At 44.6% G+C, this 25,448-nt stretch carries 26 protein-coding genes, 1 riboswitch and 1 other annotated feature; of the genes, 21 read left to right on the top strand and 5 right to left on the bottom strand.

Annotated elements, in window-relative coordinates:
• The first annotated feature begins 2 nt into the window (after positions 1-2).
• Genes bioB through bioD form a run of 4 tightly spaced genes read left to right on the top strand, consistent with a single transcriptional unit; the run spans position 3 to position 3,679 of the window.
• Positions 3-1,055 carry a biotin synthase BioB gene (bioB, locus tag C1S73_RS04310; RefSeq protein ID WP_038867063.1) on the top strand — a complete coding sequence of 351 codons (1,053 nt, stop codon included), beginning with the start codon at positions 3-5 and terminating at the stop codon, positions 1,053-1,055.
• Positions 1,042-2,193: an 8-amino-7-oxononanoate synthase gene (gene bioF / locus C1S73_RS04305; RefSeq protein ID WP_038867065.1), complete on the top strand. Its 1,152-nt coding sequence runs from the start codon at positions 1,042-1,044 to the stop codon at positions 2,191-2,193. The genes bioB and bioF overlap by 14 nt, the downstream gene beginning before the upstream one ends.
• On the top strand, positions 2,193-2,999 hold the full coding sequence (gene bioC, locus C1S73_RS04300) for a malonyl-ACP O-methyltransferase BioC (RefSeq protein WP_038867067.1): 807 nt from the start codon (positions 2,193-2,195) through the stop codon (positions 2,997-2,999). The genes bioF and bioC overlap by 1 nt, the downstream gene beginning before the upstream one ends.
• On the top strand, positions 2,996-3,679 hold the full coding sequence (gene bioD / locus C1S73_RS04295; protein WP_038867069.1) for a dethiobiotin synthase: 684 nt from the start codon (positions 2,996-2,998) through the stop codon (positions 3,677-3,679). Before bioC ends, bioD begins: the two co-directional genes overlap by 4 nt.
• A gap of 93 nt (positions 3,680-3,772) precedes the next feature.
• On the opposite strand, the gene C1S73_RS04290 is transcribed toward bioD, so the two are convergent.
• Entirely contained in the window at positions 3,773-3,940 is a 168-nt protein-coding gene (locus C1S73_RS04290) for a hypothetical protein (protein ID WP_095759866.1), read from the bottom strand.
• Positions 3,941-4,329: 389 nt separating this feature from the next.
• On the opposite strand from C1S73_RS04290, the gene htpX reads away from it, so the two are divergent.
• The 9 genes from htpX (at position 4,330) to C1S73_RS04245 (ending at position 11,555) form a co-directional block, all read left to right on the top strand.
• Positions 4,330-5,199, top strand: coding sequence for a protease HtpX (gene htpX / locus C1S73_RS04285; RefSeq protein ID WP_038867070.1), 870 nt, complete (start codon positions 4,330-4,332; stop codon positions 5,197-5,199).
• Positions 5,200-5,421: 222 nt separating this feature from the next.
• The gene (locus tag C1S73_RS04280) at positions 5,422-5,841 is read left to right on the top strand and encodes a nuclear transport factor 2 family protein (protein WP_038867072.1); all 420 of its coding nucleotides are present in this window, start codon (positions 5,422-5,424) and stop codon (positions 5,839-5,841) included.
• Complete coding sequence (locus tag C1S73_RS04275; RefSeq protein ID WP_038867073.1) at positions 5,838-6,563, top strand: SDR family oxidoreductase; 726 nt, start codon at positions 5,838-5,840, stop codon at positions 6,561-6,563. The genes C1S73_RS04280 and C1S73_RS04275 overlap by 4 nt, the downstream gene beginning before the upstream one ends.
• Before the next feature lie 12 nt (positions 6,564-6,575).
• Complete coding sequence (locus tag C1S73_RS04270) at positions 6,576-7,886, top strand: NAD(P)/FAD-dependent oxidoreductase (protein WP_038867075.1); 1,311 nt, start codon at positions 6,576-6,578, stop codon at positions 7,884-7,886.
• A 1-nt stretch (position 7,887) separates the two neighbouring features.
• Positions 7,888-8,706, top strand: a complete 819-nt coding sequence (locus C1S73_RS04265) for a DUF1365 domain-containing protein (RefSeq protein ID WP_038867076.1) — start codon at positions 7,888-7,890, stop codon at positions 8,704-8,706.
• Entirely contained in the window at positions 8,700-9,956 is a 1,257-nt protein-coding gene (locus tag C1S73_RS04260) for an SAM-dependent methyltransferase (protein ID WP_038867078.1), read from the top strand. Before C1S73_RS04265 ends, C1S73_RS04260 begins: the two co-directional genes overlap by 7 nt.
• Positions 9,957-9,962: 6 nt before the next feature.
• Positions 9,963-10,475 carry a DUF2878 domain-containing protein gene (locus C1S73_RS04255; protein WP_038867080.1) on the top strand — a complete coding sequence of 171 codons (513 nt, stop codon included), beginning with the start codon at positions 9,963-9,965 and terminating at the stop codon, positions 10,473-10,475.
• Complete coding sequence (locus tag C1S73_RS04250; protein WP_038867083.1) at positions 10,435-11,019, top strand: chalcone isomerase family protein; 585 nt, start codon at positions 10,435-10,437, stop codon at positions 11,017-11,019. Before C1S73_RS04255 ends, C1S73_RS04250 begins: the two co-directional genes overlap by 41 nt.
• Positions 11,019-11,555, top strand: coding sequence for a DUF3833 domain-containing protein (locus C1S73_RS04245; protein WP_373408442.1), 537 nt, complete (start codon positions 11,019-11,021; stop codon positions 11,553-11,555). Before C1S73_RS04250 ends, C1S73_RS04245 begins: the two co-directional genes overlap by 1 nt.
• A gap of 252 nt (positions 11,556-11,807) precedes the next feature.
• Here C1S73_RS04245 and purB read toward each other — a convergent pair whose 3' ends face one another.
• The 3 genes from purB to mnmA all read right to left on the bottom strand — a co-directional run bounded on the left by purB (position 11,808) and on the right by mnmA (position 15,102).
• Entirely contained in the window at positions 11,808-13,178 is a 1,371-nt protein-coding gene (gene purB, locus C1S73_RS04240; RefSeq protein ID WP_038867096.1) for an adenylosuccinate lyase, read from the bottom strand.
• Positions 13,179-13,331: 153 nt separating this feature from the next.
• Positions 13,332-13,949: a high frequency lysogenization protein HflD gene (gene hflD, locus C1S73_RS04235; protein ID WP_038867098.1), complete on the bottom strand. Its 618-nt coding sequence runs from the start codon at positions 13,947-13,949 to the stop codon at positions 13,332-13,334.
• A 10-nt stretch (positions 13,950-13,959) separates the two neighbouring features.
• Complete coding sequence (mnmA, locus tag C1S73_RS04230) at positions 13,960-15,102, bottom strand: tRNA 2-thiouridine(34) synthase MnmA (protein ID WP_038867100.1); 1,143 nt, start codon at positions 15,100-15,102, stop codon at positions 13,960-13,962.
• 190 nt (positions 15,103-15,292) lie between these two features.
• Here mnmA and C1S73_RS04225 point away from each other — a divergent pair, with 190 nt between their 5' ends.
• Positions 15,293-15,562 (top strand): hypothetical protein, encoded by a 270-nt coding sequence (locus C1S73_RS04225; protein WP_038867102.1) that lies wholly within the window; start codon positions 15,293-15,295, stop codon positions 15,560-15,562.
• A 116-nt stretch (positions 15,563-15,678) separates the two neighbouring features.
• Positions 15,679-16,983, top strand: coding sequence for an inosine/guanosine kinase (locus C1S73_RS04220; protein ID WP_038867104.1), 1,305 nt, complete (start codon positions 15,679-15,681; stop codon positions 16,981-16,983).
• Between the two features lie 133 nt (positions 16,984-17,116).
• On the opposite strand, the gene C1S73_RS04215 is transcribed toward C1S73_RS04220, so the two are convergent.
• Entirely contained in the window at positions 17,117-17,524 is a 408-nt protein-coding gene (locus tag C1S73_RS04215; protein WP_038867108.1) for an H-NS family histone-like protein, read from the bottom strand.
• Positions 17,525-18,123: 599 nt separating this feature from the next.
• Positions 18,124-18,304: riboswitch (Lysine riboswitch) on the top strand.
• A 109-nt stretch (positions 18,305-18,413) separates the two neighbouring features.
• On the opposite strand from C1S73_RS04215, the gene tet(35) reads away from it, so the two are divergent.
• The 6 genes from tet(35) to hisH all read left to right on the top strand — a co-directional run bounded on the left by tet(35) (position 18,414) and on the right by hisH (position 25,439).
• On the top strand, positions 18,414-20,015 hold the full coding sequence (gene tet(35) / locus C1S73_RS04210; RefSeq protein ID WP_038867110.1) for a tetracycline efflux Na+/H+ antiporter family transporter Tet(35): 1,602 nt from the start codon (positions 18,414-18,416) through the stop codon (positions 20,013-20,015).
• 180 nt (positions 20,016-20,195) lie between these two features.
• Positions 20,196-20,334 (top strand) — a sequence feature (His leader region).
• 53 nt (positions 20,335-20,387) lie between these two features.
• Entirely contained in the window at positions 20,388-21,284 is an 897-nt protein-coding gene (gene hisG, locus C1S73_RS04205) for an ATP phosphoribosyltransferase (RefSeq protein WP_038867112.1), read from the top strand.
• Between the two features lie 5 nt (positions 21,285-21,289).
• The gene (hisD, locus tag C1S73_RS04200) at positions 21,290-22,600 is read left to right on the top strand and encodes a histidinol dehydrogenase (RefSeq protein ID WP_038867114.1); all 1,311 of its coding nucleotides are present in this window, start codon (positions 21,290-21,292) and stop codon (positions 22,598-22,600) included.
• Between the two features lie 12 nt (positions 22,601-22,612).
• A complete protein-coding gene (hisC, locus tag C1S73_RS04195) occupies positions 22,613-23,653 on the top strand; it encodes a histidinol-phosphate transaminase (protein ID WP_038867118.1) in 1,041 nt (346 codons plus the stop codon).
• Positions 23,654-23,724: 71 nt separating this feature from the next.
• A complete protein-coding gene (gene hisB / locus C1S73_RS04190; protein WP_038867120.1) occupies positions 23,725-24,798 on the top strand; it encodes a bifunctional histidinol-phosphatase/imidazoleglycerol-phosphate dehydratase HisB in 1,074 nt (357 codons plus the stop codon).
• A gap of 26 nt (positions 24,799-24,824) precedes the next feature.
• The gene (gene hisH, locus C1S73_RS04185) at positions 24,825-25,439 is read left to right on the top strand and encodes an imidazole glycerol phosphate synthase subunit HisH (protein ID WP_038867122.1); all 615 of its coding nucleotides are present in this window, start codon (positions 24,825-24,827) and stop codon (positions 25,437-25,439) included.
• Positions 25,440-25,448: the final 9 nt, after the last annotated feature.

The raw sequence follows: 25,448 nt of genomic DNA, 5'->3' as shown, positions 1-25,448 counted from the left end.
ACGTGGAAGTTCGTCATAACTGGACGCATGCTGAAGTGCGCGATCTCATGGAAAAACCATTCATGGATCTCCTATTCGAAGCGCAGCTTGTACATCGTCAATATCAACAAACCAACCATGTTCAAGTAAGCACGCTTCTGTCGATTAAGACAGGTGCTTGTCCAGAAGATTGTAAGTACTGTCCTCAGAGTGCTCGTTACACCACAGACATCGAAAAAGAGCGTCTGATGGAAGTTGAACGTGTACTCGATGCTGCACAAAAAGCGAAAAACGCTGGCTCAACCCGATTTTGTATGGGCGCAGCATGGAAAAACCCGAAAGAGCGTGACATGCCGCATTTGACCGACATGATCAAAGGTGTGAAGGGCATGGGTCTAGAAACGTGTATGACGCTTGGAATGTTAACGCCAGATCAAGCTAAGCAACTGGCAACCGCTGGTCTGGATTACTACAACCACAACCTTGATACCTCACCTGAGTTTTACGGCAACATCATTACCACACGTACTTACCAAGACCGTTTAGATACCCTGTCTCACGTACGTGATGCCGGAATGAAGATCTGTTCTGGTGGCATTATCGGCATGGGCGAAAGTGCCAATGACCGAGCAGGTTTGTTTGTGGAACTGGCTAACTTACCAACACATCCGGAAAGCGTGCCAATCAATATGCTCGTGAAGGTGAAGGGCACACCACTGGAAGAAGTGGATGACGTTGAGCCCTTTGACTTTATTCGTTTGATAGCAATTGCCCGCATTATGATGCCTATGTCTGCGGTTCGTTTATCGGCTGGCCGTGAAGATATGAACGAGCAGATGCAAGCGCTGTGCTTTATGGCTGGTGCAAACTCCGTCTTCTATGGCTGCAAACTTCTGACCACGCCAAACCCTTCTGAAGACAAGGACATGATGCTGTTTAACAAGCTCGGCATCAACAGCCAAGAGGTGTCTCAAAAACCTGATGAAATCGAAGAAAACGAGTTGCTGGATCGCGTCGTAGAGCGCGTTGCGGCACGTCCGACTAAAGGCGATCTTTTCTACGATGCCAGCGTTTAAATCTCGTATCGAATCCGCCCTTGTTGAGCGTAAAACGCAAGGGTTAAATCGTTCTATGAATGTGGTGTTTGCCGGTAACCAGTCCGTTTTGGAACACGAAGGCAGACGCTACATTAATTTCTCAAGTAATGATTATTTGGGCTTGGCAAACGACCAAGCGCTCGTTCGTGCATGGCAGCAAGGTTTAAGCGTATACGGAAGTGGCAGTGGAGCATCACCAATGGTGACTGGCTTTAGTGCAGCACACAGCAATTTAGAAGCCGCACTGACCGAATGGTTGGGCTACGACAGAGCAATTCTGTTTGGCTCTGGATTCAGTGCTAATCAAGCCTTGTTGTTCACCTTGTTAGAAAAATCAGACGTATTGATTCAAGACCGTTTGAACCACGCGTCTTTGATGGAGGCTGGGGCGTTGTCACCAGCTAAGATGAAGCGTTTCAAGCACAATGACATCGAGCATCTAAAATCGCTGTTGAATAGTGAAGACAACCATCTAGTTGTGACTGAAGGGGTATTCAGCATGGACGGTGACTGTGCGCCGCTCAGCGATATAACTGAAGTCACTCGCAGTCATGATGCTTGGTTTGCTGTCGATGACGCTCATGGCATTGGTGTTCTTGGTGAATCTGGTGGTGGCTCTTGTGAATTAGCGATGGTTAAGCCCGATATATTGATCGTTACCTTCGGCAAGGCATTTGGAATGTCTGGCGCTGCCATTCTATGTGATCACGCAACGGGAGACTTTTTAACTCAGTTTGCTCGTCACCATGTGTATTCCACAGCAATGCCTCCGGCACAAGCCTACGCGCTGACACATGCTGTCTCGATGGTTCAAGAGCAGTCTTGGCGACGTGAAAAGCTTATAGAACTTAGCGAAGTTTATCGAGATAGCCTCAACGATCTCGACGGTTTTGTCGAAACGCAAACTTCGATTAAGCCATTTATGATTGGTGAATCGGAACTGGCCTTACAGGTTGCAAGCGCTTGTCGTCAAAACGGTATTTGGGTGAGCGCGATTCGCCCACCAACGGTTCCAAAAGGGACCTCACGACTCCGAATTACACTGACGGCCAATCACACTAAAGAACAAATACAAACGCTTTCAATGGCACTGAAGCAAGCATTAGGAGCGCAGTAATGGATAATGCAGAGCACTTTGCGTTAGACAATTTCCTTCAAGATAAAGAGGCAATAGCGTCGTCTTTTGGCAAAGCAGCAGATACCTACGACCGGCATGCCGCGTTTCAACGTGATGTGGGACAAAGACTATTACAAAAACTGCCTGACGACTTAACCAATAAACGAGTCTTAGACTTGGGGTGTGGTACGGGCTACTTCTCTCAAGTGCTCCAACAACGTGGCGCCGAAGTGGTTTGTGGTGATATCTCACAAGCTATGTTAGATAAAGCGAAGCAGCGTTGTGGTGCACACCGAATGCAGTACCAGTTAGCTGATGCTGAAAATTTGCCTTTTGAGGACGATAGTTTTGATTATGTTTTCTCCAGCTTGGCATTGCAGTGGTGTGCGGATCTCAGTTACCCACTTAGAGAAATTCGTCGTGTGTTAAAAAAGGGAGGCACTGGCTGCTTTTCGACACTAATGGATGGCTCTCTGTATGAGTTGCGCGAATCGTGGTCAAAAATTGATGCATATCAACACGTGAATAACTTTATTACCCACAATCAGGTAAAAATTGCGTTAGCGCAATCTTGGTGCCACAACCATCATCTAGACTTGACCCCCATCACAGTTTGGTACGATTCAGCGTTTTCTGTCATGCGTGATCTCAAAGGCATTGGTGCAAATCACGTAAGCGGGCGCTCACATGGCCTAACGAGCCGTCGCACTTTGTTGCAAGTTGAGGGCGCGTACCAAGCATTTAGAAATGATCAAGGTCTTCTACCTGCAAGTTATCAGGTTTGTTTTGGAGTAATACATCTATGATTGATGCTTTTTTTATTGCTGGTACGGATACTGATGTAGGCAAAACCGTAGCGTCTAAAGCCATTCTGCAAGCATTAGCGGCAAAAGGGCTAAATACTATTGGTTATAAACCAGTGGCAGCAGGAAGCGATAAAACTGAGCAAGGTTGGCGTAATTCTGATGCGTTGCATTTGCAAAAAGCGGCAACGCTAGATATCGCGTACGATGATGTAAACCCATACGCTTTGGAATTACCTGCTTCTCCTCACATCGCCGCAAAGCATGAACATGTAGAAATTAAGTACGAAGTATTGAGTGATAAATTGGCTCAACACAAAGAGCAATCAGACATTGTTCTTGTGGAAGGGGCTGGTGGTTGGCGTGTTCCTGTGTCTGATACAGATAGCTTGTCGACTTGGGTACAGCAAGAGCAGTTACCCGTTGTATTGGTTGTCGGTATTAAATTGGGCTGTTTGAGCCATGCTTTGCTCACTGCTGAGATCATCAAAGCGGATGGTTTGAATCTCGTAGGTTGGGTAGCAAACCGAGTAAATCCGGGCACTGAGCACTACGCAGAAATCATTGATATGCTTGAAGAACGCCTAGATGCACCAAAACTCGGTGAGATCCCTTATATCCCGAGTGCAAAACGTAAAGAGTTGGGCAAATACATCAACGTGGACCCGCTACTGAACGTTTAGCTGCTGACTTTTTATCAGAAATCAAAAGGGCTGCATCATGCAGCCCTTTTTTCATGTAAATTTTTGTGTCTGAATAACAAATAACGATTCTGGTTATTTTTCTTGGCTCAGACCCATCAAAGCCGACTGTGTTTCAGAAACACGTTTTGCCATTTGAGCTTCTGTTGAAATACCCAGTTGCTGTTTTGCCTCATCCTCTGAGATACCTAGGTGACAGCAAAGTAAATCGATAGCCATTTGATAGTCGTTAGTTTCTACCATGATTTTTCCCTCAAGACATGGAAGTTTAGAGCTGCTTTATTGTCCTTTAGAGCATGCTCCGTTTCGTTCATCTGACCCGAATTTAGCATGTACAGAAAGTCGCACAATAAGACCAAAGTCTATACCGACGATAAAGTACTGATTTAAGAGTGTAAAAAGGTGTGTATTATTTCAGTCTCGAAAACAAATGTTGCAATTTATTGCTTAACCTTGTTTTTATCGCGGATAGACTATATCTATAACGCAACGGAACACAAAACCAAGCAGAAATGCCTTTTGTAGCGTTCTGTTTCTTATAACAAGGTGTTCTTATAATAATCCGTTTTAAAAATAGGTGTCTTGAAAAACAACCTGTTCTAAAAAACGATAAGCTTCCTCGGAGAAAAGTAATGAAGCGAATTATGTTATTCCTAGCAACTAACCTAGCCGTTGTGCTGGTTCTTAGTGTTGTTCTGAATATTGTTTACGCTGTAACTGGAATGCAACCAGGCAGTCTGTCTGGTCTACTTGTCATGGCCGCAGTGTTCGGCTTTGGTGGTGCGTTTATCTCATTAATGATGTCGAAGGGCATGGCGCTACGTTCTGTTGGCGGTATGGTCATCGAGAGCCCACGTAATGAGACTGAGCATTGGTTGTTGGAAACTGTTGGTCGTCAAGCTCAACAAGCGGGCATTGGTATGCCAACGGTGGCAATTTACGATGCTGCAGATATCAACGCATTTGCGACAGGCGCAAAGCGTGATGACTCTCTGGTTGCGGTTTCTACTGGTCTGTTACACAACATGACGCGTGATGAAGCTGAAGCAGTATTGGCACACGAAGTGAGTCACATTGCTAATGGCGACATGGTAACCATGACATTGATGCAAGGCGTGGTGAATACATTCGTTATCTTCCTGTCTCGCTTTATCGCAAACATCGTGGCATCTAATGATGATGAAGAAGGCCAAGGCACTAACATGATGGTGTACTTTGGTATTTCAATGGTGCTAGAACTGGTATTCGGTTTCCTAGCAAGCTTCCTAACCATGTGGTACAGCCGTCACCGTGAATTCCACGCTGATGCGGGTGCTGCTCAATTGGTCGGTAAAGAGAAGATGATTGCTGCGCTTGAGCGCTTGAAGATGAGCCATGAATCTCAACTAGATGGCACAATGATGGCGTTTGGTATCAATGGTAAGCAATCTATCACAGAGCTTCTTATGAGCCACCCACCACTAGACAAGCGCATTGCTGCACTTCGTAGCCAACAATACTAACTGCTCGTAATTATTCAGCAGATAAATAGTTAATCCTATGAAAAGGCTTGGTTTTTTAACCAAGCCTTTTTTTGTGTCTGTTGATCGCTACCGTACTTCATCACGTATCACTCTACAGAAACAAAGTTATACAAAAATATTTTTGTACAACTTTTCTTGTTTGGTCTATCTTGTACATATAATAATTTTGTACAACTGTTGAAGTAGCGTAGGAGTATAGAAATGGACATTCAGTCAGTTGGCAACATATATCAGAAGTTGAGCAAAGCGAATTTGCACTTGCTTGAAGGGGTATACCACCAGGATGTGGTGTTTGAAGATGCTGCTCATCGCCTAGAGGGATGGCCTGCGCTTTCTGATTATTTTCAGTCGCTATATTCTAATGTAATACGCTGCGACTTTGTTATTCATGATCACCAACAAGTTGGAGAAACTGGGTTCTTGACATGGACGATGGATCTTCAGCATCCAAAGTTGCAGAAAGGCGCCCCGATCCTTGTTAACGGCGTATCGCACCTTAAATTTTGCGAGGGACAGGTTATTTATCACCGAGACTATTTCGATTTGGGTGAGATGCTTTATGAAAACTTACCTTTGCTAGGGTCAGTAGTGAGAACCATTAAGCAGAGGTTAGGGCAATGACAGAGTCGGTTTTGATAACTGGAGCAACGTCGGGTATCGGCAAACAACTCGTACTCGATTACGCCCTAGCTGGATGGAAGGTGATCGCTTGTGGTCGGAATCAAGCGGTTCTGTCAGAGCTAGAAGCTTCATCTCAAAATATCGCTACATTGCGATTTGATATAACTGACTATGAACAAACTCAGACCGCACTCAATGCGTTGCCGTTTACCCCTGAGACATGGATGTTTAATGCGGGTGACTGTGAATATATGGATGACGGTTTGGTAGATGCACAACTTATGGCGCGTGTTATGAACGTCAATGTCGTTGGTGTCGCGAATTGTGTCGAAGCGTGCCAGTCGCAATTCGAACGTGGCCACCGTGTTGTGATCGTCGGCTCTATTGCCTCTGAAATCGCGCTGCCTCGCGCTGAAGCCTACGGAGCATCGAAAGCTGCTGTCAGTTATTTCGCACGCACACTTGCCGTAGATTTGAAAGCGAAAGGCATCAAAGTCGTAACCGTATTTCCTGGCTTTGTAGAAACCCCTTTAACAGACAAAAACACGTTTGATATGCCGATGATTATCTCGGTCAATCAGGCTTCTGAAGCCATCAGAAAACAATTGGATGCAGGCAAAAGCTATATTTATTTCCCAGCGAGGTTCACCGGAATACTACGTTTTATCTCGTTGCTTCCATACAGCTGGCAAGCTCGGCTCACCGCAAAACTCGTCTCATAAGAAGGAAGAAGCATGAACACGGTAGGAAGAAAAAAAGTCGCGATTATTGGAACGGGTATTTCTGGCCTGACTTGCGGTTACTACTTACACAAAGAACATGACGTGACGTTATTTGAGGCCAACGACTACATTGGTGGACACACCGCCACTGTCGATGTGAACGTTGCTGGCAAAGACTACGCTATTGATACTGGGTTTATCGTTTACAACGACCGTACTTACCCTAATTTCATCCAAATGATGAACGAGATAGGTGTGGAAGGGTTACCAACACAAATGAGTTTCAGCGTACGAAATGACAGCAACGGGTTAGAGTATAACGGCCATACGGTTTCAACGCTGTTTGCGCAAAAGCGTAACTGGGCAAACCCCAAATTTTATCGTTTCATTTTCGAAATTCTTCGCTTCAACAAGCTGGCAAAACGTTTTGCCAATGAGCAATCAACAGATTCACAGACGCTGGGCGAGTTTCTTGACGAGCACAAATTCAGTCCTTTCTTTTCTGACAATTATATATTGCCGATGGGTGCTGCGATTTGGTCGTCGACGTTAGCGGACATGCGTGCGTTTCCACTCATGTTCTTCTTACGTTTCTTCTTAAACCACGGTTTGTTAGATGTGACGAACCGACCGCAATGGTATGTAATAAAAGGGGGTTCGCGCGCTTACATCCCACCACTGACCAAAGGCTTTGCAGATAAAATTCGACTCAATAGCCCGGTTGAGAAAGTCGTTAGAAGTGACAACGGTGTGGGTGTTCATGTACATGGCGAGACGTATTGGTTTGATGACGTTATCTTCGCCTGTCACAGTGATCAAGCGATGAAAATGCTCAATGAAATCTCGCCTCTAGAACAAGATATTTTGGGCAATATGACTTATCAAGCGAATGAAGTGGTTTTACACACGGACACTAGTTTGTTGCCAAAACGCAAAGCGGCGTGGGCGGCATGGAACTATTTGTTGGATGGCAGTGACGGCGAGCAGCAACGTCTACCTTCGCTGACTTATAACATGAACATTCTTCAGCACGTTCAATCAGAGCATACGTTTTGCGTAACGTTGAACAGTAGCAATCAAATCAACCCAAACAAGATTCTACGCTCATTCACTTATCATCACCCTGTGTTTACCACGGAGTCGATAGCAGCGCAGCAGCGCAAAGATGAGATACAAGGAAAGCAAAGCTCTTGGTTCTGTGGCGCTTATTGGTACAACGGATTCCATGAAGATGGTGTACGTAGTGCACTTGACGTAGTGAAAGGCTTGGAAGAAAAGTACCGCGCTCAAAATGTGGTTCCTTTTGAAAAAGGCGCGGCATGATATGGGGAGCGAGATGAACAGCAGACTATTTATTGGCAATGTTCGTCATCGCCGATTTACCCCAGTTAAGCATGAACTGAACTACTCTCTGTTCATGCCTGCGATTGATGTCGATGAGCTTGTCGAGTTAGAGAAGAATGTATGGGGCTTTGGTTCACGTTGGTGGCACTGGGCTCGTTTCAAGCGCAGCGATTACATTGGTGAAGGTTGCATTAAATCAGCAGTACAAAACAAAGTTGAAACATTAACCGGTGTTCGTTGTTCGGGGAAAGTTATTGCTGTTTGCCACTTGCGCTATCTCGGTCTTTATTTTAGCCCTGTGAACTTTTACTACGTTTACGATGATAAAGGCGAATGGCAGTACCTTCTCGCAGAAGTGAGCAATACCCCTTGGAATGAATGCCATTATTACGCGGTTGCTGCGGATAAGGATGATGAACACTTTGGTTGGGAACAAGACAAAGCATTTCACGTCTCGCCATTTAACCCTATCGACCAGCGTTACCATTGGAAGATAAAACCGTTGACCGACAAACTTAATATCCATCTCGAGTGTCACAAAGGCGAAAAACACTTTGACGCGACGATGGCGATGAAAGGGCAACCTTTTTTGAGTAAAAGCTTACTTAAGTGCTTGATCGTTACACCGATTCAAACGGTAAAAGTAATGGTTGGCATTTATTGGCACGCACTAAAACTCTGGATTAAAGGCGCGCCTTTTTACTCACACCCTAAGTATGCTCAACCAGACACAGCTGTACCTGAGCAAGTGAGTGAAGACGAGAAAAATAATAAGCATAAGGAGAACTCTGCATGTTAAATACGACTTCTATGGCGATGCCGCGAGAATTGACGACGACACAAAAAGCGGCTCGTGGGGTTCTTTTTCAGTGTCTACAGAAAATGGAAATCGGCTGCTTAACTGTGATTGAAAGCTTTAAGACAGAAACAACCGAGCGCAGTGAGAGATTTTCTACACCAAATGGTGATTACAAAGGTTCGCCCGTCGTCGCAACGATAGAGGTGAAGCATCCTGGTTTTTACTCCCGCATTTTGCAAGGCGGGAGCATTGCAGCGGGTGAAGCTTACATGGACGGCTGGTGGGATAGCCCAGATTTGACTGCACTGATGAAGCTAATGGCGCTCAACATGCGAGCCCTCGATAGACTTGAAGAGCAAGGCAGTTGGTTGACTAAGATATTGTATAAATTTAGTCACTGGACAAACCGAAACTCTCAAGAGAATTCGCGCAAGAATATACACGCACATTACGATTTGGGTAATAACCTCTATGAAGCGTTTCTTGACACCAACATGCTGTATTCATCAGCACTGTATAACCAAGAGAGCGACTCATTGGAACAGGCACAAATCAATAAGATGGATCGTTTGTGCCAACAGCTCGAACTCAAACCTAGCGATCATGTTATCGAGATTGGCACAGGGTGGGGCGCTATGGCGATCTACATGGCTGAGCAATACGGTTGTAAAGTCACGACGACAACCATCTCTGAAGAGCAACACGCTTACGCTGAGCAGAAAATCAAAGAGCGTGGCTTAACAGACAAAGTAACGCTGCTGAAAGAAGATTATAGAAACTTAACCGGAACGTACGATAAGCTGGTTTCTATTGAAATGATCGAAGCGGTCGGTAAACAGTTCTTGCCGTCGTACATTAAGAAATGTGAATCTTTGCTGAAGTCAGGTGGTTTGATGGCCATTCAAGCGATAACTATTGCTGACCAGCGTTACGATTACTACAGCAACAACGTCGATTTTATTCAAAAGTACATTTTCCCTGGGGGCTTTCTACCTTCGGTAACATCGTTAACACAAGCGACAACCAAGCACAGTGACTTGGTGACTCGAGATTTGTTCGATATCGGTCTAGATTATGCGAAAACGCTTAATGAATGGCATTTCCGATTCAATCAAGCAGAGCATGAAGTCAGAAGCTTTGGCTACGATGACCGATTTGTACGAATGTGGCGCTACTACTTGAGCTATTGTGAAGGGGGCTTTTTAGCTCGAACCATCAGTGCTGTGCATATGACCTTTCAACGTCCGTAACCCTTTATGAGACTGTTTATTACATCAACATGGTTCCAACTCTGCTGGTTCGCCGCCGTGCTTGGAACCTATCAATGGCAATGGCTGACGTTAGTGCTTACGTTACTAACGTTGGTGTATTGTTGGAGAGTCGAGCCCTTCGCTCTCAAAAGTGTTGCCATAGTCGTGTTCATGGGCTTGGTGCTTGACACTCTCAACAAGCAACTGTCTGTCCTACTATTCCCAACTGTTTGGTTGCCCATGTGGCTTGTCTGCTTGTGGGTTTTATTTTCTTGGTATGCCTACCAACTCAAGTCAATTTTGTACCGTTTCCCAAAAAACTACGTATCAGTAGTAGGCGGTATCGGAGGAACAGCGAGCTACTTTGCTGGTTACAAGCTCCAAGCCGTTGAATTTGGATTCAACACAAGCATTACCCTCGCAATTTTATTTGTCGAATGGTGTTTAGTAATGCTTTTGATACTCAGGGTATACGGAAATGAAAAGCTTGAAGAGAAATTGGAAACAGAACCTGACTAACAATTGGTTGATGACGGCTTTACTTTTTGTGATGCCTTCACAAGCTCAGACGATTACAGGAACAAGCGCTTTACCTATGTGGCAGCAGTGGCAAACGGTTGGAGAAGCACAACTTACTTGGTTCGTTTTTGATGTTTATAAGTCAACCTTGAAAGCGCCAGACGGACAGTACCTCGTCTCTAATGACGTTTCTCCTCACCCATTTGCGCTTGAAATTAATTATCAAAGAGACATTAGCAAGCAGCAACTTCTTGATGTGACGGATGAACAATGGCAAAAGCTTGGTTTCACGCAAGCTTACCGTCAGGCTTGGATCTCTAAATTTGACACCATGTTCCCTAACATCAAAAAAGGCGATGAGCTTACCTACCTCACTGATGGAAAAACAGGGCGACTTATCTATCGACAAGCGGGCAGCAAGCCTTATCAGATAGTTGGTTATGTTAAGGATGAGCGACTCAATGATGCGTTTCTATCCATTTGGTTATCACCAAAAACTGAATTTCCTAAACTTCGTAAACAACTTATTGGGCAGGTAAGGTAGTGAAAGTACTAAAGCGTATCTTAAAAACTTCGATTGTCGCAGCGGTAACACTGCTTGGCGCGTGTTCTGCTGATATCGACAATTACCAACCCGCTACTCCAGCCTTCGATTTGTTCGGCTATTTCGAAGGTGATGTCAAAGCATGGGGAATGGTGCAGGATTACACCGATAAGCAAACGCGTCGCTTCGAGGTTGACATCGTCGGTACAGTGAAAGGCAATGAGCTAACACTGGTGGAAGATTTTGTCTTTGATGATGGCGAGCTTGACCAGCGTATATGGGTTATTACCAGACTCGAAGATGGTACTTATCAAGGGAAAGCGGACGACATTATTGGTGTAGCGACCGGTAAAGAGATGGGTAATGCGCTGCAATGGCAATATGACTTCGAGTTGAAAATGGATGATTCAACTATCACGGTATCGTTCGATGACTGGCTTTACCGCCAAGATGAAATGCACGTGTTTAATCTCACCAAGATTAAGAAGTTCGGGGTCGAGGTAGGGACGATTACTCTTTTCTTCCAGAGGCAATAAAACAGTTAGGAACGCTGCGCTTCGAGATTTGGGATCGCTTCGTTCTGGGAGTCGAGAGTAGGGCGCTATTATTCCAGTAAATGGAAGTTAAGTTTGGGATGTGTTGGCAAAGATGCCTTTTGAATGGATATAATCGAGTCTTATCCCTTATCCCTAAGCGTAGCGTTCTGTAGGGCGAAGCCTGTTACCCCTAAAATAAAGAAAGGGTTGACGCTTTCACGTCAACCCTCACGATTTTTGGAATTCCGAATCTTACAGCTTGTCTGTCAGCTCGATTGCTTGACCGATATAGTTCGCTGGTGTCATCTCTTTCAGGCGTGCTTTCTCGTGCTCAGGAAGCTCAAGACCGTCAATGAAGTTACGCATTGCTTCGCCGTCTACACGTTTACCTCGAGTCAGCTCTTTTAGCTTCTCGTATGGCTTCTCGATGCCGTAACGACGCATTACTGTTTGCACTGGCTCTGCTAGTACTTCCCAGTTCTTGTCGAGTTCAGCAAGAAGCGCTTCACGGTTTACTTCTAGCTTGCTGATGCCTTTTAGCGTTGAAGTGTAAGCGATGATTGCGTAGCCAACACCAACGCCAAGGTTACGTAGAACCGTAGAGTCAGTAAGGTCACGTTGCCAACGAGAGATAGGCAGTTTCTGTGCTAGGTGACCGAACACTGCGTTCGCAAGGCCTAGGTTACCTTCAGAGTTTTCAAAGTCGATTGGGTTAACTTTGTGAGGCATTGTTGAAGAACCGATCTCACCAGCAATGGTTTTTTGCTTGAAGTGGCCTAGTGCAATGTAACCCCAAACGTCACGATCGAAATCAATCAGGATTGTATTGAAACGTGCAACCGCATCGAATAGTTCTGCGATGTAATCGTGAGGCTCGATCTGAGTTGTGTAAGGGTTCCAAGTTACGCCTAGAGATTCAGTGATGAACTCTTCAGAGAACTGGTGCCAATCTAGCTCTGGGTAAGCAGAAAGGTGTGCGTTGTAGTTACCTACTGCACCGTTGATTTTTGCTAGGATCTCAACGTTTTCGATTTGCTTGAATTGACGCTCCATACGGTACGCCACGTTTGCCATTTCTTTACCCATTGTAGATGGAGAAGCTGGCTGGCCGTGTGTACGAGACAGAAGTGGGATGTCGCGGTATTCAACAGCAAGCGCTTTGATTGCGTCGATTAGGTTGCGAATTTCTGGAAGAATCACAGTTTCACGCGCTTCTTTAAGCATTAGAGCGTGTGATGTGTTGTTGATGTCTTCAGAAGTACATGCAAAGTGGAAGAACTCGTTTACTGCGTGCAGTTCAGGAACGTCTGCTACTTTCTCTTTGAGGAAGTACTCAACCGCTTTAACGTCGTGGTTAGTTGTACGCTCGATCTCTTTGATACGGCGTGCATCTTCTTCAGAGAAGTTTGCAGCAAGGTCGTCTAGGAATTGGTTTGCTTCTGTGCTAAACGCTGGCACTTCTGCAATTTCAGCAGTAGCAGCAAGCTTTTGTAGCCAGCGGATTTCAACGATAGTACGGTACTTAAGTAGACCGTACTCACTGAAAATTTCGCGTAACGCAATTGTCTTGCTTCCGTAACGACCGTCTACTGGTGAAACAGCAGTCAATGCTGACAGTTCCATGATGTTCTCCTGAATTGGGTTTCTAAATTTCGTGAGCTTTATACCAATAACTGTGGCAATTGTCACGAATATTGCGCAAACGTTTGCGCGGGATTTGTTTTGGTAGAAAAAAATGAGCTCGCGATAAACGCGAGCTGCTTATTTATTACCTTATTACATACGAGCAAGAAGAATTTGTGCTTGCTCGACCATCTTTTTGCGTCCAAAGATTAAGTGGCGACGTTTACCGCCAACTTGGCGCCAGAGTACTGCACTACGGATACCTGATAACAACAACGCGCGAACTTTGTGTTGGTTAGAGGTTTGTTGCAGCACGGATGGGGTACCGGTAACTTGAATGCGAGGGCCGATAGGGCTAACAACATCCAAGTAAATGCTTGCTAGGTTGCTGATCATTTGATCGTCCAGCAATTCAAAATGTTCCGTTTGACGCTGAGCCATTTGGATACGGTCACCAAGTTGTGACATTGCATCGTTGCGGCCTGTTAGCTTGCGCTCTAATGCCATTAGGCTAATGATGTAGCGAGTAACTTCACTCCCTGACGGGGTGCTATCAATCCCTTTCACTAAGCACTCAAGACCCAGCTTTAAGTCGGATTCACGACCAAAGACACCAATAGTGTTCGCTGGGTTTGTATTGATAATGGCGTTAATTGACGTTTCAAAGGCATCTTGATCACAATGTCCGTCTTTCGCTGCCTGTTGAACCAATGCAACAGCTTGGCAAATGCCTGCGAAAGCGATAGTACGGTCATAAAGTGTATTCGCCACGTAACGACTCCTAAGCTTGAGAATATTTAATGCGTTGCTCGATGATGCCGCCACCTAGGCACACGTCATCTTTGTAGAACACGGCCGATTGACCTGGCGTCACGGCAATTTGTGGTTCGTCAAAGATCACCTTAATGTTCTCATCATCGATAGGGATGATTGTACAAGGAATATCTTCCTGACGGTAACGTGTTTTCACTGTGCACTTCATAACATCGCGAATTGGCTCACGATCTACCCAGTGAAGTTGTGATGCAAGTAGACCTTCTGATTTTAGCATCGGGTGGTCTTTACCTTGTACCGCAATCAAAACATTACGCTTTAGATCTTTCTCGCCAACGAACCATGGGTCTTCGTTACCGCCGCCGCCTTTACGTCCACCGATGTGAAGACCTTTACGCTGACCAAGCGTGTGGTACATCAGGCCTTGGTGTTGACCAATCACTTCGCCTTCTGGTGTTTCAATGTTGCCAGGTTGCGCAGGTAGGTATTTACCGAGGAACTCAGTGAACTTGCGCTCACCGATGAAACAAATACCCGTCGAGTCTTTCTTCTTCGCGGTGATTAGATCTTGCTCTTCCGCAATGCGGCGAACTTCTGGCTTCTCTAGGTCACCAACAGGGAATAGGCTACGTGCAATTTGCTCGTTGCTTAATGTGTACAGGAAGTAGCTTTGATCTTTGTTGCCATCGAGACCACGTAGCATCTGTGGTTTTTCCTGTTCTTCACCAGATAAAGCGTTCTCTGGGAATGAACGACGTACGTAGTGACCCATTGCAATGTAATCTGCATCAAGCACTTCATCAGCGAACTCTAGGAATGCTTTGAACTTGATTTCTTTGTTACAAAGAATGTCTGGATTTGGTGTACGACCAGCTTTGTATTCTGCAAGGAAGTATTCAAATACGTTATCCCAGTACTCAGCAGCAAAGTTGATGGTGTGTAGGTGAATGCCCAGCTTGTCACATACTGCTTGAGCATCAGCAAGGTCTTCTGCTGCTGTACAATATTCTTCGTTGTCATCTTCTTCCCAGTTCTTCATGAACAGGCCTTCTACTTGGTAGCCTTGTTGCTTTAGAAGATACGCAGAAACAGATGAATCAACGCCGCCGGACATACCGACGATGACTTTCTTTTGGCTGTTATCAGACATTACTAAACACCACTTAAATAAACGGGACGCAGATTCTAACAGAATCCACAGACCGGTGACAGATCCGAGATCGAAATCACACTTCGATTTTGGCTTAAATTTATCCAAATACGAACGTGAGCGTTAAATTCGATAAGTATAGAAGGGTTATATATGGCATAGTTGGCAAAAATCCAAGAGGAAAAATCAAATGACTGAAGAAAACCAATTTATGCAAGAAGCTGAGTTGATTGAAATTGTAGAGAATCAACTTGAAGATGGTAACCCTATTAAAGTCAAAGAGACGTTAATGCGTTTGATGATGACTGGCACACCACGTGAAGATGCGGTTGCGATGATGGCGTGTGCTATGTCTATCGAGATTTTCGACGTGATGAAAAATGAAGGTGAATTCAATCTAAAGCGCTATACCGAACACCTCGAACAGCTGCCTGATTTGGGTTTCATGGAAGGCGAATAGAGCGTTAGAAAATAAAAAGCAGGGTGCAAACGTTTGCTATAATCGCTTTTATTGCTGCTTTATTGTCAGCGGTATAGAATCCGTTCTCCTTTTCATCCCTTACTCAGACTAACAATATGAAATTTCCTGGACAACGCAAATCGAAGCACTATTTTCCTGTTCATGCTCGTGACCCATTGGTGAGCCAAGCACAAGAAAGCAAAAAGATGACGCGCACTCACATCATTGGTATTGATCAGACTCTGGTTGATATTGAGGCGAAAGTTACAACGGATGTGATTGAAAAGTACGGTTTGAGTAAAGGACACTCGTTGGTAATTGATGACGCAACAGCAGAAGCGCTTTATCAACAATTAAAAGAAGAATGCCTAATTACCAATGAGTATGCAGGTGGCACGATTGGTAATACGCTACACAATTATTCTGTGTTGGCAGATGACCGCTCAACGCTTCTGGGTGTAATGAGCCAAGATATCAAAATCGGCAGCTACGGTTACCGTTACTTATGTAACACATCAAGCCGCATGGATCTGAACTACCTACAAGGTGTTGAGGGTGCAATTGGTCGTTGTTTTGCTCTTATTACTGAAGACGGTGAACGTACTTTCGCTATCAGCGAAGGTCAAATGAACCAACTTCACCCAGACAATATCCCTGAAAAGATTTTCAAGAGTGCGTCGGCTTTAGTACTGACTGCATACCTTGTTCGTTGTAAAGAAGGCGACCCAATGCCGGAAGCAACGATGCGTGCTATTGAATACGCGAAGAAACACGATGTACCTGTTGTATTAACGCTAGGTACCAAATTCGTTATTCAAGATGACCCTACATTCTGGCAAGAGTTTATTCGCGATAACGTTTCTGTTGTTGCAATGAATGAAGATGAAGCGGAAGCATTAACGGGCGAATCTGATCCTCTAGCAGCATCGGATAAAACGTTAGATTGGGCTGATCTAGTGCTTTGTACTTCTGGCCCTGTTGGCCTATTTATGGCTGGTTACACTGAAAATAGCGCGAAACGTGAAACTTCTTTGCCATTACTTCCTGGTTCTATTGCTGAATTTAACCGTTTCGAATTTAGTCGCCCAGCGAAGAAAGATACGTGCGAGAATGCAATTAAAGTATATTCACATATCTCTCCATACATGGGTGGCCCAGAAAAAATTAAGAACACCAATGGCGCAGGTGATGCGGCATTGTCTGCAGTTCTTCACGATATGGCGGCAAATAAATACCACAAAGAAAATGTGCCTAACTCAAGCAAGCACAGCAATGAGTATTTAACTTACTCTTCATTCTCTCAAGTTTGTAAATACGCAAACCGTGCAAGTTATGAAGTGTTAGTTCAACACTCTCCACGTCTTTCTCGCGGCCTGCCGGAGCGTGAAGATAGTTTGGAAGAAGCATACTGGGAACGTTAATTAATCACGTTGAATTAGGTAATTCCTAGCATACGAAAAATGGCGCATTCCAAATGCGCCATTTTTGTATCTATTTACAGATAAATAAAAAGGTTCCCATTTGGGAACCTTTTTTAATTTCATAAATCTTTTATTAGATTAGGAAATCGTCTAGAGATTTACCTGCATCAAGTTGCTCTTGGATTGATGAAGGTGTACGACCTTGACCCGTCCAAGTTTTTTCTTCGCCGTTAGTGTCAGTGTACTTGTACTTAGCTGGACGAGGAGCGCGTTTAGCTTTCGCTTTAGTCTTCGTTTCGCCAGATAGTGCACTGATTAGTGCTTCAACGTCGATACCGTCTTGAGCGATTTGCTCAGCGATAGCTGCAAGTTTTGCTTCTTGCTCAGCAAGTGCTGCGCGGTCAGCTTCTTCAGCTTCTTTACGCTCTTCAACAACGATAGTTAATTTATCTAGAGCTTCTTCCAATTGTTCTAGAGTCAGCTCACGAGAGAATGCACGAAGGCTACGGATATTTAGAAGTGTTTTAGTCAGCTCTGACATAACGATTCCTATTAATAGGTTAAAAGGTTCAACACTAGTTATCGATACGATTAATTAAATGCTAAACGAGAAATAAAACATAGAGTCCTTATATTTAACTTTATCTTTCTCATATGTGCAAATGCTAATTCATGATTTAGATTAAATTTCTTGGGTTTTTTCGTAATAAAGCAATATTAATTTACAGATATGAATTCTTAATTGAGTTTAACCTCAGTTTTTTCATTATAGATACTGCGTTTTTCTCGATTAGTGGTTTCTTTATTTATATGTTGAATTCTATTTCTCTCAATCTGACAGAAAAGTAGGAAAAGAGGGAAAACCGAATGTCATATTTCTTTCATTTATTGTTAGAACACAAAACATGAAGAATTGATGGTAGTAATAAAGTTTCATAAAAGACAGCATTGCCGTGATTGCAGTTGCTCAATCTATAGGTGGCTCACATTCTATTTATAAATCAAAATTGCGATTATTTATTCATTTAATTTAGTTTGATGTGTTGCATTGGAGGTCTTCATGAGTACAATGGCTGTCACCTGATGCAATATTGCAGATAATTTGTTGTTAATTTGTACAATTAATGGTTAATTATTTGTTGTTGCCGTAGAGGTGCAGTCTCGAAGAGTAGCTATTATTGGGGTGATGCCAATGAATAATAGTGGAAGGCGAAGATTGCCGAAGTAAGTGGCCTATCAAAACCACTTGCTGGGGTTGTCTCTGAAAGGAACAACACTGCCATAGTATATTTACATTAAACTATGGAGCGCTACTGTAGGGTTGGGTGGAGTGTTCGCTTCCCTGTCGCTAAGTTCAACATGAGCACGTACCGTATGCTACGTGACTTGTCTGCAGTAGATCTCTAGCCAAACTTTGGTTTTTGAAGATCATGAATTTAATAGATTTTGCACATTCTCCTGTTTCGTTACTACCGCCGATTGTCGCTTTGACACTGGCGATTTTAACTCGACGCGTATTAGTTTCTCTTGGTGTAGGTATCGTACTTGGTGCGATTCTGCTTAATGATTGGTCTATCGGTAACACGATAGGTTATGTGAGTTCTCAAGTTTCTTCTGTCTTTATTGAAGACGGCGGTCTTAACACTTGGAACATGAGTATTGTCGGTTTCCTAATTCTTTTAGGTATGACAACGGCGCTATTGACGCTATCTGGTGGTACTCGCGCTTTCGCTGAATGGGCGCAAACTCGAGTTAAAAGTAAACGTGGCTCTAAACTTCTTGCTGCCTTCTTAGGCGTGTTCATTTTTGTCGACGATTACTTTAACAGTCTTGCTGTTGGTGCGATTTCTCGTCCAGTAACAGACCGTTTCTATGTGTCTCGCGCTAAACTGGCGTACATTCTAGACTCCACCGCAGCTCCTATGTGTGTGATTATGCCTGCTTCAAGCTGGGGTGCTTACATCATTACGATCATCGGCGGTATCTTGGTGTCACACGGCATCACTGAATACTCAGCACTCGGTGCGTATGTTCGTCTTATTCCAATGAACTTCTATGCTGTATTTGCTCTACTTATGGTATTTGCAGTAGCGTGGTTCGGTCTTGATATCGGTAAAATGCGTGAGCACGAAATTGCAGCCTCTCAGGGCCGTGGTTTTGAAAAAGACAAAGAAAACGACACGCAAGAAGCACATGAACTAAACGAAGAGCTAGATATTCGTGAAAGCGAGAAGGGTAAAGTTTCTGACCTAGTTCTCCCTATCGTTACGCTTATCATTGCTACGATCGCTTCTATGCTTTACACCGGTGGGCAGGCCCTAGCCGCTGATGGTAAAGAGTTTGCGCTCCTTGGTGCGTTCGAGAACACTGATGTAGGTACTTCTTTAGTTTACGGTAGCTTGCTGGGCCTTGCGGTTGCACTATTTACTGTACTTAAGCAAGGCATCCCAATGGTGGAAATTGGCCGCACACTTTGGATTGGTGCGAAGTCAATGTTTGGTGCGATCCTTATCCTTGTGTTTGCTTGGACTATCGGCTCTGTTATCGGTGACATGAAGACAGGTTCTTACTTATCGACTATGGCTCAGGGCAATATTAATCCGCATTGGCTACCAGTCATCCTATTCTTGCTATCTGGCCTAATGGCGTTCTCGACAGGTACGTCGTGGGGCACGTTTGGTATCATGCTCCCTATCGCGGGCGACATGGCAGGTGCAACAGACGTAGCGCTTATGCTGCCAATGTTGAGTGCAGTACTGGCAGGTGCGGTATTCGGTGACCACTGTTCACCAATCTCTGATACGACCATTCTGTCGTCGACAGGTGCCCGTTGTAATCACATTGATCACGTATCGACTCAGTTGCCTTATGCATTATCAGTCGCGCTTGTTTCATGCGTGGGCTTTATCGCTCTTGGTATGACTGCGTCTATCGTATTCTCTTTCATTGCTGCGTCGATTACTTTTGTTATCGTTTGCGCAATTTTGTCATGGCTTTCTAAGTCAAAAATGGCATCATGTCAGAACGCTTAATTGCTTGATAATTAAAATAAAATAAAAGGGGGCTTCGGCCTCCTTTTTTATTTGTATTATACAATTCGATTTTTTTTAAAATTAAGGGTTGAAAAAAAGAATCAGCTTGGTTAGTGTGGTTACTAACAAAGCAACTAAGACGAGCCTTGAAATAAGTATGCGCAATTTTGTAATGAACATTCATCACCATCATCACCCAATTTAGTCTTTCGGGAGATGCGCGCATACCCGGGAGACAGGATACTCCCGGAGGTGAAAATCAAAGTGTAAACAGATTTCAAACCCTCGGGAGACTAAAATCTCTCGAGGGTTTTTTAGTTTTACTGGTTTATAAAATATTTAGATTATCGAATCTGGCACAGGGATAAAGCAATGCAAACACAACGCTTAAGAATCGCAATTCAGAAAAAAGGCCGCCTAAGTAAAGAGAGCCAAGCTCTATTGAAAAAGTGTGGTGTGAAATTCAATGTAATGGGTGAGCGTCTGGTCGTTCATTCTGAAAATATGCCCATTGATTTGTTATTAGTTCGCGATGATGACATCCCAGGTTTAATTATGGATGGTGTTGTTGACCTAGGTTTTATTGGTGAGAATGAATTAGAAGAAGTTCGTTTAGACCGTAAAGCTTTGGGCGAACCTTATGACTTTGTTCAGCTTCGTCGTCTTGATTTTGGCGGCTGCCGTTTGTCTATCGCCATCGACAAAGACGAAGAATATAACGGTCCTCAAGATCTAGCAGGCAAACGCATCGCAACCACGTACCCGCAACTGCTAAAAGCTTACATGGATGAAGCGGGTGTACCGTTCTCAACTTGCATGCTGACAGGCTCTGTAGAAGTTGCGCCTCGAGCTGGTCTAGCAGATGCTATCGCTGACTTGGTTTCTACTGGCGCTACGCTAGAAGCCAATGGTCTAAAAGAAGCCGAAGTTATCTTTAAGTCGAAGGCAACGTTAATTCAACGCAAAGGTGAGTTTGACGCAGATAAAGTTGCGCTTATCGATAAGCTATTGACTCGTATGCAAGGCGTGCAGCAAGCAAAAGAGTCAAAATACATCATGCTACATGCGCCTGCTGAGAAGCTTGAGCAAATTAAGTCTCTATTACCGGGTGCAGAAGACCCAACGGTATTGCCTCTATCTGCTGACAAGCAAAAAGTTGCGGTTCATTTGGTAAGTACTGAAAACCTGTTCTGGGAAACCATGGAACAGCTAAAGGAACTGGGTGCGAGCTCAATTCTGGTACTACCAATTGAAAAAATGATGGAGTAATCGCAATGAGAACAGTTGTATGGCAATCGCTGAGTGAAACTCAACAAGACTCGATTCTAGAACGTCCGGCAATCGCAGAAGGCGCAAACATCACTGCTGCGGTTTCTGAAGTAATCGCAAAAGTTCGTAAAGAGGGTGATGCTGCATTATTGGAGCTGACTGAGAAGTTTGACCGTGTGAAGCCGGCATCCATTCGTGTATCAGCTCAAGAAATCGATGAGGCGTCTGCTCGCCTTTCTGAAAAGATGAAAGGCGCGCTTGAGCAAGCTTATGCAAACATCTCGAAGTTTCATAAAGCACAAAAGCCACAACCAATTAAAGTAGAAACTCAGCCGGGTGTCCTTTGTGAGCAGGTAACGCGCCCAATTCAAAAAGTGGGTTTGTACATTCCTGGCGGTAGTGCGCCATTGCCTTCGACTGTTCTAATGCTCGGCGTTCCTGCAAAAATTGCAGGTTGTCGTAAAGTGGTGCTTTGCTCTCCACCGCCAATCGCTGACGAGATTCTGTACGTAGCTAAACTGTGCGGCATTGATGAAGTGTACAACGTTGGTGGTGGCCAAGCCGTCGCTGCAATGGCTTATGGCACAGAGACTGTATCTAAAGTTGATAAGATCTTTGGTCCAGGTAACGCTTATGTGACGGAAGCAAAACGTCAGGTTAGCAATGATTTCCGCGGTGCTGCGATTGATATGCCTGCAGGCCCATCTGAAGTGCTTGTGATTGCCGATGAAACCGCAGATGCAGACTTTATCGCAGCGGATCTTTTGAGCCAAGCAGAGCACGGTCCTGACTCTCAAGTGGTACTTGTGACGCCTTCTCCTGTTATTGCGGATCAAGTGACGGATGCGGTTCAACGTCAGCTTAAAGAGTTATCTCGTGCGGAGATCGCCGAGCAAGCATTGGCGTCAAGCTTGATTATTATTGCTGAGTCTCTCACTCAATCTATTTCGATTTCAAATTATTACGGTCCTGAGCACTTAATCGTTCAGACTAAGAACCCTCGTGAGCTTCTACCTCTATTAGATAACGCAGGTTCTATCTTCCTAGGTGATTGGTCGCCTGAATCAGCAGGTGATTACGCATCGGGCACCAACCACGTTCTTCCTACTTACGGCTACACACGCACGTATTCAAGCTTAGGTTTGGCTGATTTCTCCAAGCGCATGACGGTTCAAGAACTGTCTGCTGATGGTCTAAAGAACCTTGCGCCAACAGTGGTAACGATGGCGGAAGCAGAAGGTCTGGATGCGCACAAACGTGCAGTAACAATCCGTACTGAGAAACTAACCCGCACGGAAAAACTGGCAGCTAAGTAAGAGGATATTGAGATGGAAAAGCTAGCGCGCAAACAAGTCCAAAAACTTACCCCTTATATGTCGGCTCGTCGAATTGGTGGTACAGGTGACGTATGGCTGAACGCCAACGAATCGCCATTTAACAATGAATACAAAACAGACTTCGCTCGCCTTAATCGTTACAGCGAATGTCAGCCTAAAGAACTGATTTCTGCTTACGCAGCCTATGCGGGTGTAAAACCAGAACAAACGCTGACTTCTCGTGGTGCAGATGAAGGTATTGAATTACTGATTCGTGCATTCTGTGAGCCGGGTGAAGATGCGATTTTATACTGTCCACCGACTTACGGTATGTACGCTATCAGCGCAGAAACTATTGGTGTCGAGCGTAAAACCGTGCCGCTCACGTCAGATTGGCAACTAGACCTTGCAGGCATTGAAGCCAATCTGGATAACGTCAAATTGGTTTTCGTATGTTCACCAAACAACCCAACGGGTAACTTAGTTAAGCGTGAAGATATTGTCTCTCTGCTTGAGATGACAAAAGACCGTGCAATCGTGGTGATGGATGAAGCGTACATTGATTTTTGCCCGGAAGCATCAACGGTAGATTTACTGGCGCAATACCCGAATCTCGCAATTCTGCGCACTCTGTCGAAAGCTTTTGCGCTTGCTGGTCTGCGTTGTGGATTTACGCTTGCGAACGAAGAGCTGATTAATGTACTTCTTAAAGTTATCGCACCGTACCCAGTCCCGGTTCCAGTGGCAGAAATTGCGACTCAGGCGCTTTCAGAAGCTGGTTTAGCGCGAGCGAAGTTCCAAGTGCTCGATTTGAACGCGAACCGTGCTTACTTGCAAGTTGGCCTTTCAATGATTCCGGGTTTGGAAGTTTTTGAAGGATGGGGTAACTACCTATTGGTGAAATTCCCAGATGGCGATGATGTTTTCAAAGCAGCTTGGGATACGGGGATTATCCTGCGTAACTCGCCAATCGAAGACTGTGTGCGTATCAGCGTGGGTAACCGCGACGAGTGCGAAAAAACGCTTGGATTTATTAGAAACTACTACGCATAAGTAGAGATAAAATTAATCGCTCTCGCTCAATAGCGGGAGCGCCAAAAGAATAGCAATAAGGAAGTTCTCGAGTGAGCAAACAACAAAAAATCCTTTTTATTGATCGTGATGGCACCTTAATTGTTGAGCCGCCGATTGATTTTCAAGTAGACCGTTTAGACAAACTAAAGCTAGAGCCATTTGTTATCCCAAGCCTGTTGTCGTTGCAGGACGCTGGATACCGTCTAGTGATGGTCACGAACCAAGATGGTTTGGGTACTGACAGCTACCCACAAGAAGATTTTGATGCACCACACAACATGATGATGGACATTTTTGAATCTCAGGGTGTGAAGTTTGATGACGTGCTGATTTGTCCTCACTTCGATGAAGATAACTGCTCTTGCCGTAAGCCTAAATTAGGCTTGGTCAAAGAGTACCTTCAAGGTGGCAAAGTTGATTTTCAAAACTCCGTTGTGATTGGCGATCGTCAAACCGATCTTCAACTTGCAGAAAACATGGCAATTCGTGGCATTCAATACAACCCAGAAACCATGGGTTGGAAACAGATCCTCAAAGATCTCACAGTGAAGGCTCGCGTTGCTGAAGTGGTTCGCACCACAAAAGAAACAGACATCAAAGTATTCGTTAATCTTGATGAGCAAGGCGGTAACGATATTTCTACAGGTCTTGGCTTCTTTGACCACATGCTGGATCAAATCGCGACACACGGTGGATTTCAAATGGTGTGCAAAGTGGAAGGTGACCTGCACATTGATGATCACCACACAGTAGAAGATACCGCTCTTGCGTTGGGTCAAGCGTTGAAAGAAGCACTGGGTGACAAACGTGGTATTGGTCGCTTTGGCTTTAGTCTTCCAATGGATGAGTGTTTAGCACAATGTGCACTAGACCTATCTGGTCGTCCTTACCTCAAGTTCGACGCGCAGTTTAGCCGTGAGCAAGTAGGTGATCTTTCAACAGAGATGGTGGTTCACTTCTTCCGCTCTCTGACTGACACATTAGCGTGTACGCTGCACCTGTCTTCTGCGGGCAACAATGATCACCACATCATTGAAAGCTTGTTTAAAGCGTTTGGTCGTACTTTGCGCCAAGCAATCAAAGTAGAAGGCACTGAGCTACCAAGTAGTAAAGGCGTGCTTTAAGGCTAACCTTAGCAAGGAGAAAAACAGTGACAGAACAGAAAGTTGTCATTATCGATACTGGCTGTGCCAACGTCTCTTCGGTGAAGTTTGCTATTGAACGCCTAGGCTATGACGTAACAATTTCAAAAGATCCGCAAGTTGTATTGTCGGCAGATAAGCTATTCCTACCGGGCGTGGGAACCGCTAGCGAAGCGATGAAAAACCTAGAAGAGCGCGATCTGATCAGCTTGGTAAAACAGGTAGAAAAGCCGCTGTTAGGTATCTGTTTAGGCATGCAACTGTTGGGCAAAGTGTCTCAAGAGAAAGGGCAGAAAGCCGATGAGTTGGTTGAGTGTCTTGGACTTTGTGATGGCGAAGTGAAGCTACTACAAACTGGCGATTTGCCACTGCCGCATATGGGTTGGAATACAGTGTCTGCAAAAGCAGGTAATCCACTTTTCAAAGGTATTGAAGAAGGAGAGTATTTCTACTTCGTGCACAGCTTTGCAATGCCTGTTGGAGATTACACGATTGCTCAATGTGAATACGGTAACCCGTTCACAGCAGCAGTACAAAGCGGTAACTACTACGGCGTACAATTCCACCCTGAGCGTTCTTCAAAAGCGGGCGCGAAGCTTATTCAAAACTTCTTAGAATTATAAAAGGGATTT

It is taken from the genome of Vibrio jasicida 090810c (assembly GCF_002887615.1).
In the GTDB taxonomy this organism is placed as follows: domain Bacteria; phylum Pseudomonadota; class Gammaproteobacteria; order Enterobacterales; family Vibrionaceae; genus Vibrio; species Vibrio jasicida.
This window is presented reverse-complemented; position numbering and strand designations above follow the sequence as displayed.